This window comes from Microcystis aeruginosa NIES-843, from assembly GCF_000010625.1.
GTDB classification, from domain to species: Bacteria; Cyanobacteriota; Cyanobacteriia; order Cyanobacteriales; family Microcystaceae; genus Microcystis; species Microcystis aeruginosa.
In genome coordinates, this window is the sequence record NC_010296.1 from 5503963 (window position 1) to 5519815 (window position 15853).

Consider the following 15853-nt stretch of genomic DNA (forward strand, 5'->3'; position numbering starts at 1 on the left):
AGATGTCTTCACAACCCCCTCATTCTGGCTACCATTGGGATGGTATCACTCCCCGATTCTTTGAAGGTTGGTACTTCCGAGTCATGATTCCGCAATTAGCCGACGGATTCGCCTTTATGTATTCTATTCAAGACCCAAGCGGCGGTCAAGTCAATAGCGGCGGAGCGGTACAAATTTTAGCCATAGAATCTAATTATCTTTGTCGCACTTTTCCCGATACGGATAAATTTTGGGCAAGTCGTCAGCAATTAGCCATTATCCATTGGGGAAAAACTAACTTAAAAATCCGTCCCTGTCTCCTTTCCCCGTCAGCTTTTTTTGAGTCTGTTCAAGAGGGTTATCAAGCAACGGCAAACCAGCAGCAAGGACGAATTTATGATCCCGTCACTGGAGAAATCTGTCAATGGGATTATCGCGTTGAAACTAGGTACAGTTGGGGAGATAACAAGCGTTTACCCCAAGCAACAGCAGGAATATTATCTTATTTACCGATTTTTGACCCAGGTTGGCAGATTTTAACTGCTCATGGTTTAGCCACAGGAATGATTACCTATCGGGGAAAAAATTACCAATTTGAGAATGTACCTTTTTATAGCGAGAAAAATTGGGGTTATTCTTTCCCCGAAAAGTGGTTTTGGATTAATTGTAATGCTTTCCCTGAAAATCCCGATTTAACCTTAACCGCAGTGGGTTCTACCCGGAAAGTTCTCCACTGGACGGAATCGGTGGGAATTATCGGTATTCACTGCCAAAATCGCTTTTATAAGTTTGATATCTGGAATTCTCAACTAAGTTGGACAGTGCAACCCTGGGGATACTGGGAAATGAGGGCAACCAACGAGAATTATACCATTGTCTTAATCGGCATCAGTGATCATCCTCCCGATCGCGTGCGTGTACCCACAGAAAAAGGTCTCTGTTTTGCTTGTCAAGATACCCTCAAAGGTAAATTATCGATAAAATTGGCTGATAGTCGTGGTAAAACCCTTATAAATAGCTCTAGTGGTCTAGCTGGTCTCGAAATTGGCGGTATTTGGCCATCAGCTTGGATCAAACAGTGATTGAAATCACCATTGCGACGGCATAATATCACGCTATTATTTATCGAGCGGTATTAACATTGAGTCAGTTTTTGATCGCTAAAAAATCGTTTCATGAACCAACCTTTTCTCAATTTTGTTGAGCAATTAGTGATAGCAGAAGTGCGGGAACAGTTAAGGAATTTACCTGCTTCCTTTCATCAATATCTCTCGGAGATTAAAATCGATCGAGTCATGAATAATGCTATCCAAATTCTGCCCCGCAGTTTCAAAACTTTGGGGGAAAAATATCACGATTATCACCCCCGAAGATTAAGAATAAAAATTGCTGTAGAAAGAGCGATCGCCGATATACTGCATGAACTAAAATTTTATTATGTAGCGCAGACAGAAGTGGAAGATGAAGAAAATATTCCCACGGAACCATATTCTAAAAAGTGATATAGCAGAGGCTGCATCTCAGACAAAATTGAGATGCAGCCTGTAGATTCTCTGGAAAATGCCAGATTTACCAGCTAATTACTTTAACCGTTTCCTTAAATAAATTTGCTTCTAGGGAATCGGGAGAACTTGTCACCACACCGGCAATTAGATCTTCGGGTTTTATGGCTGCTTGTTTCATACAGGAGGGACAAATTAAGACTTTTCCCCCTTGACTGATGAAATCTACTAACATTGCTTGCAGGGTTTTACCGGTGATACCGTTAGTGTGTTGAGGAATGGTCGTCGCTGCCAGGTGCACCCCTGTAATATTCAAAAAAATAGTGGTTGAGTGACCTTTTTTTAGCATATTGGTAGCGACACCGATTGCCATTGCAGCTCGCCAAGGATCATCGGTGGTTAAATTAACAAATAAATCGGATTTTTGTTGACCGACAGCAATTATTGCTTCGTTAGTTTGTACTGGAGAAAGGGAAGGATTAGCCAAGACTGGGATAGATGTAACTAAGGATAATCCCACAAGCGAACCAAGGGCTAAAGATTTTAACAACATTTTCTTTTCCTCTTGCTGCTGGGTACAATGAAAACATTTTCATTATGATGATTTCTGGAAAATCTTGTCAACAGACAGCCTGTCAAACTTTAATTTTTGTTGCAGATAACAAAAACAATAAGGTGAGATAAGTAGGGTTTGCAGCAAAAAGTTTTTCGTGGGGGCAGGCTTCGGCCGTGAGCTCAGCCGAACGGGTGTGGGGAGTGGGGTGTATGATTTTACCGATTTTGAGGGGGTCAATTACCTAATTTTCAGGTAAAAAGTAGCTAAATTTTCCCACCGAACAATCCCATATCTGGTACGTTTTGATTTCAAAAAGACCTAAAGATATTATCCAACAAGGTTTTTAGATTGATTCAGCAATCTCTAATTAAAAATTGCGATGGCGTTTGCATAATTATTCCTGTTTGTTCAGCCACTTGTGACCTAAAAGCCTAAGAGTCACTGATAATTGCTAATTGTTGGTATTGCTGCATAAGTGCGTAAAAGCTGATAGGATAACGAACGGAAAAAATATAGATCGTCAAGGCGCAAGAAATCGCTACAATCATTCCAGCAGAGGTGATAGTAATCCCTCGACATCCATTTGTTAACGATCGCTAATGATTAGACAAACTTGGTTTTCCCAAGCGGTTTCGAGACAGCGAACCCGTGATTTTCCCAGTCGATCATCGAAAATTTGGGTCTGAAACCCCGCCGTTTTACGGCGGCTTTACTGTTAAATATTAGCGCATTTACAAAATATATGCTAAAATACGAGGTATGGAAAAAGCCTATTCTTACCGATTTTACCCCACACCCGAACAAGAGTCGCTATTGCGGCGCACTTTGGGCTGTGTAAGATTAGTTTACAACAAAGCTCTCCACGAACGAACACAAGCATGGTACGAAAAGCAAGAAAGAGTAGGCTACGCTCAAACTTCTTCAATGTTGACCGATTGGAAAAAACAAGAAGAATTAGACTTTTTAAACGAAGTTAGCTGTGTACCTTTACAACAAGGGTTAAGACACCTACAAACAGCTTTCACTAATTTCTTTGCTGGTCGTACTAAGTATCCTAACTTTAAGAAAAAACATCAGGGAGGAAGTGCCGAATTTACCAAATCTGCTTTTAAATTTAAAGACAGACAAGTCTATTTAGCTAAATGCACAGAACCTTTACCTATTCGATGGTCAAGACAAATACCAGAAAGCTGTGAACCAAGCACAGTAACAGTCAGATTACATCCATCTGGACGTTGGCATATTTCAATTAGATTTGATGACCCAACGATTAAGCCATTACCAGTAACAGATAAAGCCATCGGAATTGACTTAGGAATTAGTAGCCTCGTGATTACCAGCGATGGCGATAAAGTATCTAATCCTAAGCATTTTAAAAAGCATTATCAGAGACTGCGAAAGGCCCAAAAAAGCCTTTCTAGAAAACAGAAAGGGTCAAAAAATCGGGAAAAAGCAAGAATCAAAGTAGCCAAGATTCACGCTCAAATCACCGATAGTAGAAAAGACCATTTACACAAGCTAACCACTCAATTAGTTCGTGAAAACCAAACGATTGTGGTTGAGAATTTAGCCGTCAAGAATATGGTCAAAAACCCGAAATTATCTCAGGCAATATCTGATGTAAGCTGGGGAGAAATCACTCGACAATTAGCCTATAAATGCCGTTGGTATGGGAGAAACTACATCGAAATAGATAGATGGTTTCCTAGCTCTAAAAGGTGTAGTAATTGCGGGTATATTGCCCTTGAAAATGCCGTTAAATGTTCGAGAATGGGATTGTCCAGACTGTGGGACGCACCATGACCGAGATATTAACGCCAGTAAAAATATTTTGGCCGCAGGGCTTGCGGTGTCAGTCTGTAGAGCGACCATAAGACCAGAACAGAGTAAATCTGTTAAGGCAGGTGCGAAAAATCCTTCGGGAAAGAAGCAGAAACCCAAATCGTGAGGTTTGGGAATCGCCGTCCGTTTACGGCGGTGAGGATGTCAAGGACGGTGAGCTTGTCGAATCCGTTGATCGAGCCTCGACGGGCCTTTTTTTGGAGTTGATCGAACCATGTTGCAAGGATGGATTCAAATCGCGCTCACGATCCTGATAATCGTGGCAATCACCCCCTTTTTCGGGCGCTATATGGCTAGGGTTTTCATGGAACGGAGAACCCTACTCGACCCACTGTGCGATCGAGTCGAGAGTCTTCTTTACACCTTCGTCGGGGTGAAAGGGAAAGAGAATATGACCGGCTGGCAGTACACCCGCGCCGTTCTCTACAGTAACGCGGTAATAGCAATTCTGGTTTTTTCCCTGATTGCGGGCCAAGGAGTCCTTCCCCTCAACCCGACGGGGATCCCCGCCCCTTCTTGGGACACCACGCTACATACGACGATTTCCTTTATCACCAACAGCGACCAACAGCATTATTCCGGAGAAACCACCCTCAGCTACGGGAGTCAGATCTGGGGTCTCGGGTACCAGATGTTCACCTCGGCCGGAACCGGTCTAGCGGTGGGGATCGCCTTTATTCGGGGACTGACGGGGCGACCGTTGGGCAATTTCTACGTGGATCTGATCCGAGCGATCACCCGTATCCTCTTACCGATCTCGATCGTGGGGGCAATTGCCCTGATCATCGCCGGAGTCCCGGAAACCCTCGCGGGCCCGGCGATCTTGCCGACGCTAGAAAACCCCAACCTGAGTCAGGCGATCGCCCGCGGTCCAGTGGCCCACTTCGAGATTATTAAGGAATTGGGAGAAAACGGCGGTGGCTTTTTTGCCAGCAACTCGGCCCACCCCTTTGAAAACCCGAACGGATTCGTCAATCTGGTGCAGTTGGTAGCGATTCTCTCGATTCCCACCTCCCTGATCTATACCTACGGGGTTTTCGCCGATAATCTCAAGCAAGCTCGGTTAATCTATCTAATTCCCCTCGGTATCTTCATCGGCTTTACGATCATCACAGCGATCGGGGAATATAACGGCAACCAGGCGGTTAACTCCCTGCTAGGGGTGGAGCGAGCGGTTAACTTCGAGGGCAAAGAAGTACGCTTCGGTTGGGCGCAATCGGCCCTGTACGCGGTAACTACCACGGCCACCATGTGCGGTGCGGTGATCGCCATGCACGATTCCTTGATGCCGAACGGCGGCTTCGCCACCCTCTCGAATCTGTTCCTGCAAATCGTTTTCGGCGGCCAGGGAACCGGCACCGCCTACCTGTTTGCCTATCTGATCCTTGCGGTATTCGTCACCGGGCTAATGGTGGGGCGAACCCCCGAATTCCTCGGGCGCAAAATCGAGAAACGGGAAGTGGTGTTAGCGAGTTTTTTAATTCTGCTGGTTCACCCGATCGCCATCCTCATCCCCGGAGCGATCGCCCTTGCCTTTCCCGACTTTCAGGGCATCAGTAACCCCGGCTTTCACGGATTATCTCAAGTTATCTACGAGTACGCTTCCGCCGCCGCCAATAACGGGTCGGGATTCGAGGGACTAGGGGATTCCCAACCTGCGCCGCTTGCGATTGCGGCTGGTGCCAAACCGACGATTACCGCTCTCTGGTGGAATCTAAGCGCCTGCTTCAGTTTACTCGCCGGACGGTATATCCCGATCGCTGCCCTGCTCTTGTTAGCCGATGGGATGTCCCGCAAACAACCGGTTCCCGCCACCACCGGAACCCTCCGCACCGATACCGGACTCTTTACCAGCGTGACGGCGGGGGTGATTTTAATTCTCGGTGCGCTCACTTTCTTGCCGATATTAGCCCTCGGGCCGATCGCGGAAGCCTTTCAAATCACCCGGATGATCGGCTAGGAGTTTAGACAGGGTTTGCGGCAAAAAGTTTTTCCGGGGGGTAGGGTGTGGGGTGTGGGGTGTGGGGTGTGGGGTTTTACCAGTTTTGAGGTGGCCAATTACCTAATTTTCAGGGAAAAAGTGCCTAAATTTCCCCCCGATCACTCCCAGATACAGTACTTTTTGATTGACAAAAGGTCTAAAAGTCTTACCCAACAAGGTTTTTAGATTTATTCAACCAGCCCTAGATAATTTATGAGAACGAACAAAGGAAATTCTAAATCCTCCCGCCCGTTGCGAGTGCCGAGAGGTCGCCGGGACGACCGCCGCCACACCCCCAAGGTAAACCGGACAGGTCTCTATCAACGCGCGATCCGGCAGTCCTTCCTCAAACTCGACCCGCGCATCGCCGTGCGTAACCCGGTCCTGTTCGTGGTCTGGTTAGGAACGATCGTCACGGCCCTGGTCACGATCGACCCGCATCTATTCGGCACGATCGCCGGGGATAGGGGACAACAACGGCTACTTAACGGCATCATCACCCTCATCCTCTTCTTCACGGTGCTGTTCGCCAACTTCGCCGAGGCGATCGCCGAGGGGCGAGGAAAAGCCCAGGCCGATGCCCTGCGCTCCACCCGCAGCGACACGATGGCCCGGAAAATCCTTGCCGACGGCTCGATCGAGTCGGTCAGTTCCACGGCCTTGGGTCGGGGCGATCGGGTAAAACTGGTGGCCGGGGACGTGATTCCCGCCGACGGGGAAGTGATCGAGGGAATCGGTTCGGTGGATGAATCGGCGATCACCGGAGAATCGGCCCCCGTCCTCAAACAACCCGGAACCGACATCGCCAGTTCCGTCACCGGCGGCACCAGGCTTCTCTCGGACGAGTTGACAGTGCGGATCACTCAAGATCCCGGCCAGGGTTTTATCGATCGCATGATCTCCCTCGTGGAAGGGGCCGAGCGCACGAAAACCCCCAACGAGATCGCCCTGACGGTACTTCTGGCCGTGTTAACCCAAGTCTTTCTAATTGTCGTGGCCACGATTCCGCCGATCGGGAACTATATCGCCGGTTTCCTGGAAACGAGCCTCGGGCCGGCGGTTGCGGATACCTTTCGGGCCGGTTCCAGTATCGCCATCTTGATCTCGCTCCTCGTCGCCCTCATTCCCACGACGATCGGCGGTTTATTGAGCGCGATCGGCATCGCCGGGATGGATCGTGTGGCTCAGTTTAACGTCATCGCCACCTCCGGGCGCGCGGTGGAAGCCTGCGGCGACGTGAATACCCTCCTTCTCGACAAAACGGGAACGATCACCCTCGGAAACCGACTGGCTGACGAATTTATCCCCGTGAACGGTCATAACCTCGAGGAATTAGCCCGCATCTGTCTAGCGGCCAGCCTTTTCGACGAAACCCCGGAAGGACGCTCGATCATTGCCTTAGCCCGGAATTTGGGCGCGAACCTCGATATCGATGGCCAACCCGGCGAGGGAATCGAATTCTCCGCTCGTACCCGCATGAGCGGCACCGATAGGGCCGGCGAGGAATACCGTAAGGGAGCCGTAGACGCGATTAAAGGTTTCGTCCGTTCCCGCGGTGGTTCCGTTCCCGAAACCCTCGATGAGGCACAGGAAAGGGTTTCCCGTTTGGGGGGAACTCCCCTCGCCGTCTGTCGGGGTAACGATATCTACGGGGTGATCTATCTCAAGGACATCGTGAAGCCGGGATTAAAAGAGCGTTTCGACCAATTACGGCGCATGGGTGTGAGAACGATCATGCTCACCGGCGACAACCAGATCACGGCGGCGGTGATCGCGGCGGAGGCGGGGGTGGATGATTTTATCGCCGAGGCCACCCCAGAAGATAAGATCGAGGTGATCCGTCGCGAGCAATCCCAGGGCAAGTTAGTTGCTATGACGGGGGACGGAACCAACGACGCACCGGCACTGGCCCAGGCTAATGTCGGTGTGGCGATGAACTCCGGAACCCAAGCGGCGAAGGAGGCGGCCAATATGGTGGATCTCGATTCCGACCCGACCAAGCTGATCGATTTAGTGACCATCGGCAAACAGTTACTCATTACCCGCGGCGCCCTGACCACGTTTTCGGTAGCCAACGATATCGCTAAGTATTTCGCCATTATCCCGACGATTTTCGCCGCTGCCGGGATCGGTGCTTTAAACATCATGGGTTTGAAAAGCGCTCAATCGGCGATCGTCTCAGCCCTGATCTACAATGCCCTGATTATCCCCGTTTTGATTCCCCTGGCACTTAAAGGCGTTCAATTTCGCCCGCTCACCGCTGACCAACTATTGCGGCGCAATATCCTCATCTACGGCGTGGGGGGCGTGATTGCCCCGTTTATTGCTATTAAGATTATTGATGAGATAATTTCAGCGATCGGGTTGAGGTAATGGGAAAATCGGCAATATTTAAGCCTAGTTTATTCGGATTGAAGCACTCGAATCGGGATTTTAGCCAAAAAGAAACATGGGGTAAAAATCAATTTAACTCCTCATTTCCAGCTTCTTTGTGCGCTTACTTGGATGGGAAAGGACTGAAAAATGTATATCTGAAACTTGACGAAAATTTAAAAATTCAACCTGCGGAGTTAAGTACAAAAGAGTTATACGGTCTAGCTCCCGATTCCGATCATTTATTTTATGCTTTCGAGAGTCAATTTAGAGGAGGGAGCAAAATGATCACAATCGATTTATTCGCTGGTTGTGGTGGTTTATCTTTAGGTTTCCAGAAAGCGGGGTTTACTATTGTGGCCGCATTTGATAATTGGATACCTGCTATAGATGTCTATAGAAATAACTTTAGTCATCCGATATTTAATGTCGATTTATCTAGAGAATCTAGCCAAGAAATATTTGCTCAATATAATCCTGAGATTATTGTCGGCAGCCCTCCTTGTCAAGACTTTTCCAGTGCGGGTAAGAGAGACGAGGGTTTAGGACGAGCGAATCTAACGCTCACATTCGCTGAAATTGTAACTGGAGTAAGTCCGCAATGGTTTGTTATGGAAAATGTGGATAGAATTGAGAAAAGTAAAATACTCACTCAAGCAAAACAAATTTTTAAAAGCCATGGTTATGGTTTAACTGAAAAAGTTATTAATTCTTGTTACTGCGGAGTTCCTCAAACTAGAAAAAGATATTTTCTGATCGGTAAAATGAAGGAAGAAGATGATTTTTTAATCGATGAAATTAATGAAAATCTATCAAGTCAACCTCTGACTGTATTTGACTATAGCATTTCCTAAGCTAGTGAGGTACACCTATTTTTCTTCCCTTTTGCCTTCTGCCTCTTGCCTTTTGCCTAAAACCCATCACTTTTGTACCTCAGCAGACTGAAAAACGCTATATATGGGCAAAGAATTAGATATAGAATACTATTATAGACATCCTAGAAGCTATCAAAGAAGGGCGATATTCAGTATTTATGAACCTAGCCCTACTATTCGAGGAGTAAATCGACCAGTTCCCAAAACCTATCGACAACATCCCGGGGATGCTTGTCATCTTAAGGAAAAATTAAGACCGCTAACAACGAGGGAGCGAAGCTATATCCAAACTTTCCCTAAAGACTTTATTTTTGCTGGAACAAAATCTAATCTAGAACAAATGATTGGCAATGCTGTTCCTATTATAGTCATTTCAAATAAGTGTGAGACGAGGGAAAAATAAGGTAAAATCAAGAGAAACGAGCAACCCATACAGAAAAATGTCTTATAGCCTAGACTTGAGAAAAAAAGTAATCGATTATGTAGAGAATGGGGGAAGCATAACCAAAGCCGCCGCTCTATTTAATATAGGAAGAGCGACGATATATAGATGGCTAGGTAGGGAAAAACTGGAAGCAACAAAGGTAAAACACCGTCAGAGAAAGCTGGACTGGAAAGCACTGTCAAAAGATGTCCAAGAAAATCCCGAGGCAAGATTAAGAGACAGAGCCGAGAAATTTGGAGTGAGACCAAGTGCCATTTGCTATGCCTTAAAAAACATGAAAGTTACCAGAAAAAAGAAGGAACTTCGTTATAGAGAAAGAAACCGAGAAGAAAGAATGAAATACTACAGAGTGCTGAGAGAATTGATTAAAATATATGGAAGTGAAAGCCTTGTATTTATTGATGAGTCAGGGTTTGAAGAATTTCAAGCCTGTTTTTATGCTTGGTCAAAAAAAGGGAAGAAAGTCTTTGGAGATAGACAAGGAAAACGAGGAAAAAGAGAGAACCTTGTCGCTGGTAGAAGAAAGGGAAAAAAAGACTTTATTGCACCGATGGTATTTACGAGAAGCCTGAATGCCGAAGGTTTTGAAGGGTGGTTATCTTTATATTTGTTGCCCTCTCTAACCATAACATCAGTATTAATTATGGATAATGCACCAATTCATCGGAAGACAGTCATTAAACAACTGGTAGAGGAAGCAGGTCATCAGGTCGTGTTTTTGCCAAAATACTCTCCTGATTTAAATGATATCGAACATGATTTTAGTGCATTAAAGAGGGCAAGAATGTATGCTCCTGTGGGGACACCCCTTGATGAAATTATTCGTACTTATTGTGTCGCCTAGTGTCTCGTTCTTATTTGAAATAACTATAATTTGGCTAGATATGTAGGCCAATGTATTCTTAACTATGAATTGAAAAAAGGGAAAAAGACAACCTATCGACAACTACAGCTAAGTAAGTGGTTATAATTAAATTGAAAATAGATTTTGTCTTTGATCCCCCCTTAATCCCCCCTTGATAAGGGGGGTGTCGATCCCCCCTTAATCCCCCCTTGATAAGGGGGGTGTCTGATAATTTTTAACGCCTACCTACTTATTTTCTTGATTTACTGGCAAAAACAAATCTCCAAAAAACTCTAATTCTTATGAAAGCAGCCCCTAGAAAATACCGATTTTTTGGGTACATTTTCTTAAATTTCTGTCTAACAATTCTTTTCTCCTCCATCGTTCAAGCTTCTACGGGAAGCACTATCGATAGGGGGCAAGCCTCTGCATTAACCCTTTTAGGATTAGTCGCCTTTGCTTTATTTATCTATCTGTTCTTGGTCATCTTTGTACCGGAGAGGTTTTAAGAGATTTCTGGCACAATTAATTTTTGAGAGTTCAAAAATGGGAAAAAGCAGAAAATCTCTAAATAGACTCTTTCATTGATTGTTGTTTATTCTTAATTCTCCTGACTCCTGACTACTGGCTCCTGACTCCTAACTCCACCAACAAACTTTTTCAGTAAACCCTAATTATGAGTTTTGCACGCGAGGCCGGTAGAGCCATCCGTTCTACCCTAGTTCTCTGGGTAATTACTGCCCTGATCTATCCTTTCTCGATGATCGCCATCGGTCAAATTCTTTTTCCCTGGCAAGCAAACGGGAGTTTAATTACCAATAATCAAGGTCAAGTGGTGGGTTCGGCTCTAATTGGGCAACCTTTCATCAGCGATCGCTATTTTAATAGTCGTCCGAGTACCACCAACTACAGTACGGCCGATCCGAAAAACGATCCTAACAAAGTCCTGCAAACCGGAATTTCGGGGGCGAGTAACCTAGCTCCCAGTAACCCCGCATTAATCGATCGCATTAAAGGAAAACCCGATCCCGATCCGGCAAAAGCTATACAGGGGGAGATTCCCCGATTAGAGAAAGGGGCAATTAAACCCACCGCGGCTCTGGTGTACACCTCCGGTTCTGGTCTTGATCCCCATATCACCCCGGAGGCCGCCAGAGCGCAGATCGAGCGGGTGGCGCGGGTGCGGGGATTACCGACGAATCAAGTGGAGATCCTCGTTACCAAAAACACCGACGAGCGCTTTCTCGGCATCTTCGGCGAACCGGGGGTTAACCTACTGAAACTGAATCTGGCTCTAGATGCGATCGCAAATACCCGATAGGGCCTCTGATACTCAATCCTGTTTAAAAGGTATAGGAAAGTGGGAAGAGAGAGTTTGCCTTTAAAAACCCCAACTTAGTAGATTTACAAACATGGGATGCAGCCGCTAAAAAACTAACTGGGAGAGGATGGTTTAGCTGATCTTACCTTGGGATTCACATTTAAAACCTTCATCGTGCCAAGCTTCTAAATCAACGGAATTTAAGGGAATGACTTGCCAACAGGGGGGAGAGATTAATTGTCCGACAAAAGCCCAAATTATACTTCTAGTCACATCTAACCCAGTTTTTAGCTTTGATTCGTGATTACCCGGGATACCAATTTCTCGGACTGCATCGATTTCTACTGCTATACCGTGGGATTGCAAGTGAATTGCTGCTAACCATTTAGCGCGGGGTAAATGAGTAGGAGAGGTGACAACTTTTACTTTATGTACTCCCCATTGTTTTAAAATTGGCACGGCAAAGAAAAAATTGCCGAAGGTAGAATCAGCACACTTTTCTAACCAGACGTTAGTTTTTGGCGCTTTTGCCCGTTCAAATAGTAATAAAATACAGGGGTCTTTCGAGCCTTGGGAAATTAAAATCGGTATATCGGGGTATTGCTGGGCTAGATTGGCTACATAAATTTCCCGACGAATGCTGCCCCCCAAAACTAAGATGGCATCAACGGGTTTTTGTTGATTAATTGGCAAGCGGATGGCTAAATTAATCGCTAAATTAAAGATAATAAACCCAAAAACCAGAATCGGAGTTAGTTTTAACCATCTTTGCCAATGCCGGTGTTTACGAGCAACATTTTTCGGTTTTTTCGCCATTGTTTAGAGATGGTGTAACAATTGTGCTTTGATAATTTTTTCTGCGGGGTTGAGTTTGACTAATTGTGAACCTGTCCCGTCTTTACCCGTAACTGTCACAGTCTCTACCTCTAAGGGCAGTTTTCGATTCTGATTGGTACTTAATAACACTATACTCCCCTCCCGGGCCGCTACCATGGCCGCTAAACTATCCTGTTTGTTGACGAATTGTAAAGCGGGTGAACCAAGATCGCCTAATTGTGATAAACGTAAATTCTCGATCGCCAGTCTTTTCCCGTAACCTAATCCCGAAATCAGCAGCAGATTTTCCCGATGGGGGAGAGAAACACAGCCGGCTAGATGTTCCCCGTAGCGCAATCGCAAAATTGCTAAACCCTGAGCGGATTTACTCATCATTGGCAATAATTCCTCGCGCACGGGATAACGCAACACCCGACCGCTACTGGTGGCGATCGCTAAGTCCAGACCCTCGTGAGTAAAAATAGCGCCATACAGGCGATCGTCTTCTTTCAATTTCATGAGGGACAAACCCCGACTACCAACCCCCTCTAATTCATCGATGGGAAGCCGCTTTATTCGCCCCTGTTGACTCAGTAAAAGCAATTCTTGATTTTTTTGAGGTTCTGTCAAGAAAAATTGATTTAACACGGCTTCTGAATCTTTTTGGGCGGTTTTGGTCAGCAGACTGGAGATTAACACCGGTTGATTGTCTTTTGGAGGAACTTCCCGGGTAGCAATCGGGTAAGCTTTAGCATTATCGAGGATAACTAGGAAATTTTCCCGTTTTTCGATCGCCTGTTGATAGATAATTAAACCCCGGTCCGGCGCTCGCTCTTCCTCTGTCGTCCAACTAATTTTATCTTCGGCATCAAGCAATAAAATTGCATTTTCTGGGGGTTCTTGGGGCGTAAATAGGCTTAAACTCGGTGGATTCTCACTCTCAGGCTTTTTCTTAACTTTATTCTCCTGCTTTTTAACTTCTGCCTTGAAAGAGGGTGTAGGGTGTGGGGTGTGGGGTGTGGGGTGTGGGGTGTGGGGTGTGGGGTGTGGGGTGTGGGGTGTGGGGTGTGGGGTGTGGGGTGTAGGTAAGGAAACCTCTTTCGTCTCTGGTGGTGAAAATTTTTTCATCGGGACTGTCTCCTGTTTTTTAACAGCAGAATCCTGTTTCTTCCCTGCTGTCTCCTGTCTCCTGTCTCCTGTCTCCTGTCTCCTGTCTCCTGTCTCCTGTTTCCTGTTTCCCGACTTCCCAGTGGGAATTTTTGTCCGTCTGCTATCGGCGAATTTTTTCTTTAAAGAGCGCAATTCTTTTTTCAGAGACTTGAGAAACTCCTGACGGTTATGGAGGAGAGTTTCCAACTGTTGAATTTTTGCTTGCAATTCCGTCGCTTCCGTCTCTAATTTTTGTCTTTCCAAACCGGTTAAACGACGTAGGGGCATAGCCAAGATAGAATCAGCTTGAGCGTCACTAATGCCCAATTCTGCCTGAAAACGATACTTAGCCGTCGTACCATCGGGGGCATTTTTGAGAATATCCACCACTCGATCGATATTCTGCAAAGCTAATAATAAACCCTCGACTAGGTGTAAGCGATCGCTGGCCTGTTGCAACTCATCGCCATACTGACGGGTGAGAGTTGTTTCTCGAAAGCGCAAGAATTCCTGTAAAACTTGTTTTAAAGATAACTGCCGGGGTTGATTATCGACCAAAGCGAGGATAATCGCCCCAAAATTAGTCTGTAGGGCCGTTTGTTGGTATAAAGCCGCCAAAACCTGCTGCGGTTGACTTTCCCGCTTTAATTCAATCACCACCCGAATGCCTTCGCGATTGCTTTCATCGCGGATATCGGCAATTCCCTCCAATTTCCCTAAATTGACTAATTCGGCGATTTTTTCGATCCATGCCGCCTTATTCACCTGAAAAGGCAACTCAGTAACCACAATTGCCGTCCTTTCCCTTCGGCGCTTGCCCTCAATGATAATTGTTTCAGTTTTCGCCACTCCGCGCACGGGAATAATCCCCCTACCGGTGCGATAAGCCTCCCGAATGCCAGTATCATCTAAAATCTCGCCTCCCGTGGGAAAATCGGGACCGGGGATAATTTCTACTAACTTTTCCTCGCTTAAATCGGGATTATCAATCAAAGCGATTAAACCTTCCACCACTTCCCCTAAATTATGGGGGGGAATATTAGTCGCCATTCCCACCGCAATACCCGAACAACCATTAAGAATCAGTATCGGTAACTGAGCGGGTAAAACAACCGGTTCCTGTTGAGAATTATCAAAATTACTGCTAAAATTAACGATAGCTTCGCTAATTCCCCCTAAAACCGCCTGATCACCGATGCCGGCCAAACGGGTTTCTGTATAACGCATGGCCGCCGGGGGGTCGTTATCGATCGAACCAAAGTTACCATGGCCCGATAAAAGTGGGTAACGACTGGAAAAATCCTGTACCATACGAACCAGTGCCTCGTACACTGACTGATCGCCGTGGGGATGATATTTACCCAAGACATCCCCCACCACCCGCGCACATTTGCGAAAAGGGCGATCGGGAGTCAAACCCAGTTCGTGCATAGCGTATAATATGCGACGATGCACTGGTTTTAGTCCATCCCGTACATCCGGCAAGGCTCGCCCCACGATCACACTCATGGCATATTCTAGATAGGAGCGTTCCATCTCTTGGTGTAAGGCCGTGGGTATAATTTGACCACTAGCTAAGAAATCCAGTTGTTTGGCCATGAGTCTCTCGTTTTCAATCTGTCTAGCTGTGAATCATAAGGCATTTTGCCCGTTTTAACCTTGTTTATCCCTGAGCATCCCTATGACGACTGTTTTGATTGTAGAAGACGACCCGATAAATTTTCGCGTTTTTGCCAAAATTTTGACCAAACGAGGTGGTCTAGAGGTCAAAGGGACTGAAGACGTGGAAGAAGTGCTTCGTATTGCTCGGGATAAGGAAGCGGACGTGATCTTAATGGATGTCTCCCTCTCCCATAGTGTCTATGAAGGGAAAGCGGTAGATGGCATTAAAATCAGCCAAATTCTCAAAGCTAACCCCGAAACCGCCGATTTACCCGTTATTATCGTCACCGCTCACGCTATGGAGGGCGATCGAGAGAATTTTCTCAAGCAGAGTCAGGCCGATGGTTATATTTCTAAACCAGTGGTTGATCACCAAGCTTTTGTTGATCAAATTTTGGCGATCATCGATCAGAAGCTGGTCTAAGCTTTGAGTCTTCTTTTGTTAGTATATCAGTATTGATCTAGGGTGGGCTGAATAAATCTAAAAACCTTGTTGGGTAAGACTTTT

General features: G+C 46.1%; 12 protein-coding genes and 3 pseudogenes. 12 read left to right on the forward strand and 3 right to left on the reverse strand.

All coding sequences use genetic code 11. The features are described 5' to 3' along the window. Positions 1–2 precede the first annotated feature (2 nt). The gene (locus MAE_RS26070; protein WP_012268147.1) at positions 3–1061 is read left to right on the forward strand and encodes a tocopherol cyclase family protein; all 1059 of its coding nucleotides are present in this window, start codon (positions 3–5) and stop codon (positions 1059–1061) included. A gap of 93 nt (positions 1062–1154) precedes the next feature. After that, positions 1155–1481, forward strand: a complete 327-nt coding sequence (locus tag MAE_RS26075; protein WP_012268148.1) for a hypothetical protein — start codon at positions 1155–1157, stop codon at positions 1479–1481. A 67-nt stretch (positions 1482–1548) separates the two neighbouring features. Here the strand turns inward: MAE_RS26075 and MAE_RS26080 are convergent, their stop codons facing one another. Further along, positions 1549–2034 (reverse strand): DsrE family protein, encoded by a 486-nt coding sequence (locus tag MAE_RS26080; protein WP_002777498.1) that lies wholly within the window; start codon positions 2032–2034, stop codon positions 1549–1551. A gap of 762 nt (positions 2035–2796) precedes the next feature. Between MAE_RS26080 and MAE_RS26085 the strand changes: the two are divergent. From MAE_RS26085 to kdpC, 9 genes and pseudogenes are all read left to right on the forward strand, one after another. Continuing rightward, positions 2797–3985 (forward strand): annotated as a pseudogene (locus MAE_RS26085) (RNA-guided endonuclease InsQ/TnpB family protein). A 108-nt stretch (positions 3986–4093) separates the two neighbouring features. Continuing rightward, complete coding sequence (kdpA, locus tag MAE_RS26090) at positions 4094–5839, forward strand: potassium-transporting ATPase subunit KdpA (RefSeq protein WP_012268152.1); 1746 nt, start codon at positions 4094–4096, stop codon at positions 5837–5839. A gap of 15 nt (positions 5840–5854) precedes the next feature. Further along, entirely contained in the window at positions 5855–6046 is a 192-nt protein-coding gene (locus tag MAE_RS32990) for a hypothetical protein (protein WP_044034744.1), read from the forward strand. Positions 6047–6073: 27 nt separating this feature from the next. Next, the gene (gene kdpB / locus MAE_RS26095) at positions 6074–8233 is read left to right on the forward strand and encodes a potassium-transporting ATPase subunit KdpB (RefSeq protein WP_012268153.1); all 2160 of its coding nucleotides are present in this window, start codon (positions 6074–6076) and stop codon (positions 8231–8233) included. Next, positions 8233–9072 (forward strand): annotated as a pseudogene (locus MAE_RS26100) (HindVP family restriction endonuclease); the annotation flags it as partial. The gene kdpB and the pseudogene MAE_RS26100, both read left to right, overlap by 1 nt. A 115-nt stretch (positions 9073–9187) precedes the next feature. Further along, positions 9188–9511 (forward strand): annotated as a pseudogene (locus tag MAE_RS26105) (DNA cytosine methyltransferase); the annotation flags it as partial. 37 nt (positions 9512–9548) lie between these two features. Beyond that, on the forward strand, positions 9549–10397 hold the full coding sequence (locus MAE_RS31155) for an IS630-like element ISMae21 family transposase (RefSeq protein WP_012264307.1): 849 nt from the start codon (positions 9549–9551) through the stop codon (positions 10395–10397). Positions 10398–10699: 302 nt separating this feature from the next. After that, a complete protein-coding gene (locus tag MAE_RS26115; RefSeq protein ID WP_012268156.1) occupies positions 10700–10906 on the forward strand; it encodes a potassium-transporting ATPase subunit F in 207 nt (68 codons plus the stop codon). A gap of 167 nt (positions 10907–11073) precedes the next feature. Next, positions 11074–11718 (forward strand): K(+)-transporting ATPase subunit C, encoded by a 645-nt coding sequence (gene kdpC, locus MAE_RS26120; protein WP_012268157.1) that lies wholly within the window; start codon positions 11074–11076, stop codon positions 11716–11718. A 132-nt stretch (positions 11719–11850) separates the two neighbouring features. Here the strand turns inward: kdpC and MAE_RS26125 are convergent, their stop codons facing one another. Further along, positions 11851–12534, reverse strand: a complete 684-nt coding sequence (locus tag MAE_RS26125) for a YdcF family protein (RefSeq protein ID WP_012268158.1) — start codon at positions 12532–12534, stop codon at positions 11851–11853. 3 nt (positions 12535–12537) lie between these two features. Further along, positions 12538–15282 (reverse strand): DNA gyrase/topoisomerase IV subunit A, encoded by a 2745-nt coding sequence (locus tag MAE_RS26130; RefSeq protein WP_012268159.1) that lies wholly within the window; start codon positions 15280–15282, stop codon positions 12538–12540. A gap of 82 nt (positions 15283–15364) precedes the next feature. On the opposite strand from MAE_RS26130, the gene MAE_RS26135 reads away from it, so the two are divergent. Next, on the forward strand, positions 15365–15769 hold the full coding sequence (locus MAE_RS26135) for a response regulator (RefSeq protein ID WP_012268160.1): 405 nt from the start codon (positions 15365–15367) through the stop codon (positions 15767–15769). Positions 15770–15853 lie beyond the last annotated feature (84 nt).

What these genes read in the sequence shown, in the direction of transcription:
- MAE_RS26070 (WP_012268147.1), top strand. Translation starts at nt 3, where the DNA reads ATGTCTTCACAACCCCCTCATTCTGGCTACCATTGGGATGGTATCACT.
- MAE_RS26075 (WP_012268148.1), top strand. Translation starts at nt 1,155, where the DNA reads ATGAACCAACCTTTTCTCAATTTTGTTGAGCAATTAGTGATAGCAGAA.
- MAE_RS26080 (WP_002777498.1), bottom strand. Translation starts at nt 2,034, where the DNA reads ATGTTGTTAAAATCTTTAGCCCTTGGTTCGCTTGTGGGATTATCCTTA.
- kdpA (WP_012268152.1), top strand. Translation starts at nt 4,094, where the DNA reads ATGTTGCAAGGATGGATTCAAATCGCGCTCACGATCCTGATAATCGTG.
- kdpB (WP_012268153.1), top strand. Translation starts at nt 6,074, where the DNA reads ATGAGAACGAACAAAGGAAATTCTAAATCCTCCCGCCCGTTGCGAGTG.
- MAE_RS31155 (WP_012264307.1), top strand. Translation starts at nt 9,549, where the DNA reads ATGTCTTATAGCCTAGACTTGAGAAAAAAAGTAATCGATTATGTAGAG.
- MAE_RS26115 (WP_012268156.1), top strand. Translation starts at nt 10,700, where the DNA reads ATGAAAGCAGCCCCTAGAAAATACCGATTTTTTGGGTACATTTTCTTA.
- kdpC (WP_012268157.1), top strand. Translation starts at nt 11,074, where the DNA reads ATGAGTTTTGCACGCGAGGCCGGTAGAGCCATCCGTTCTACCCTAGTT.
- MAE_RS26125 (WP_012268158.1), bottom strand. Translation starts at nt 12,534, where the DNA reads ATGGCGAAAAAACCGAAAAATGTTGCTCGTAAACACCGGCATTGGCAA.
- MAE_RS26130 (WP_012268159.1), bottom strand. Translation starts at nt 15,282, where the DNA reads ATGGCCAAACAACTGGATTTCTTAGCTAGTGGTCAAATTATACCCACG.
- MAE_RS26135 (WP_012268160.1), top strand. Translation starts at nt 15,365, where the DNA reads ATGACGACTGTTTTGATTGTAGAAGACGACCCGATAAATTTTCGCGTT.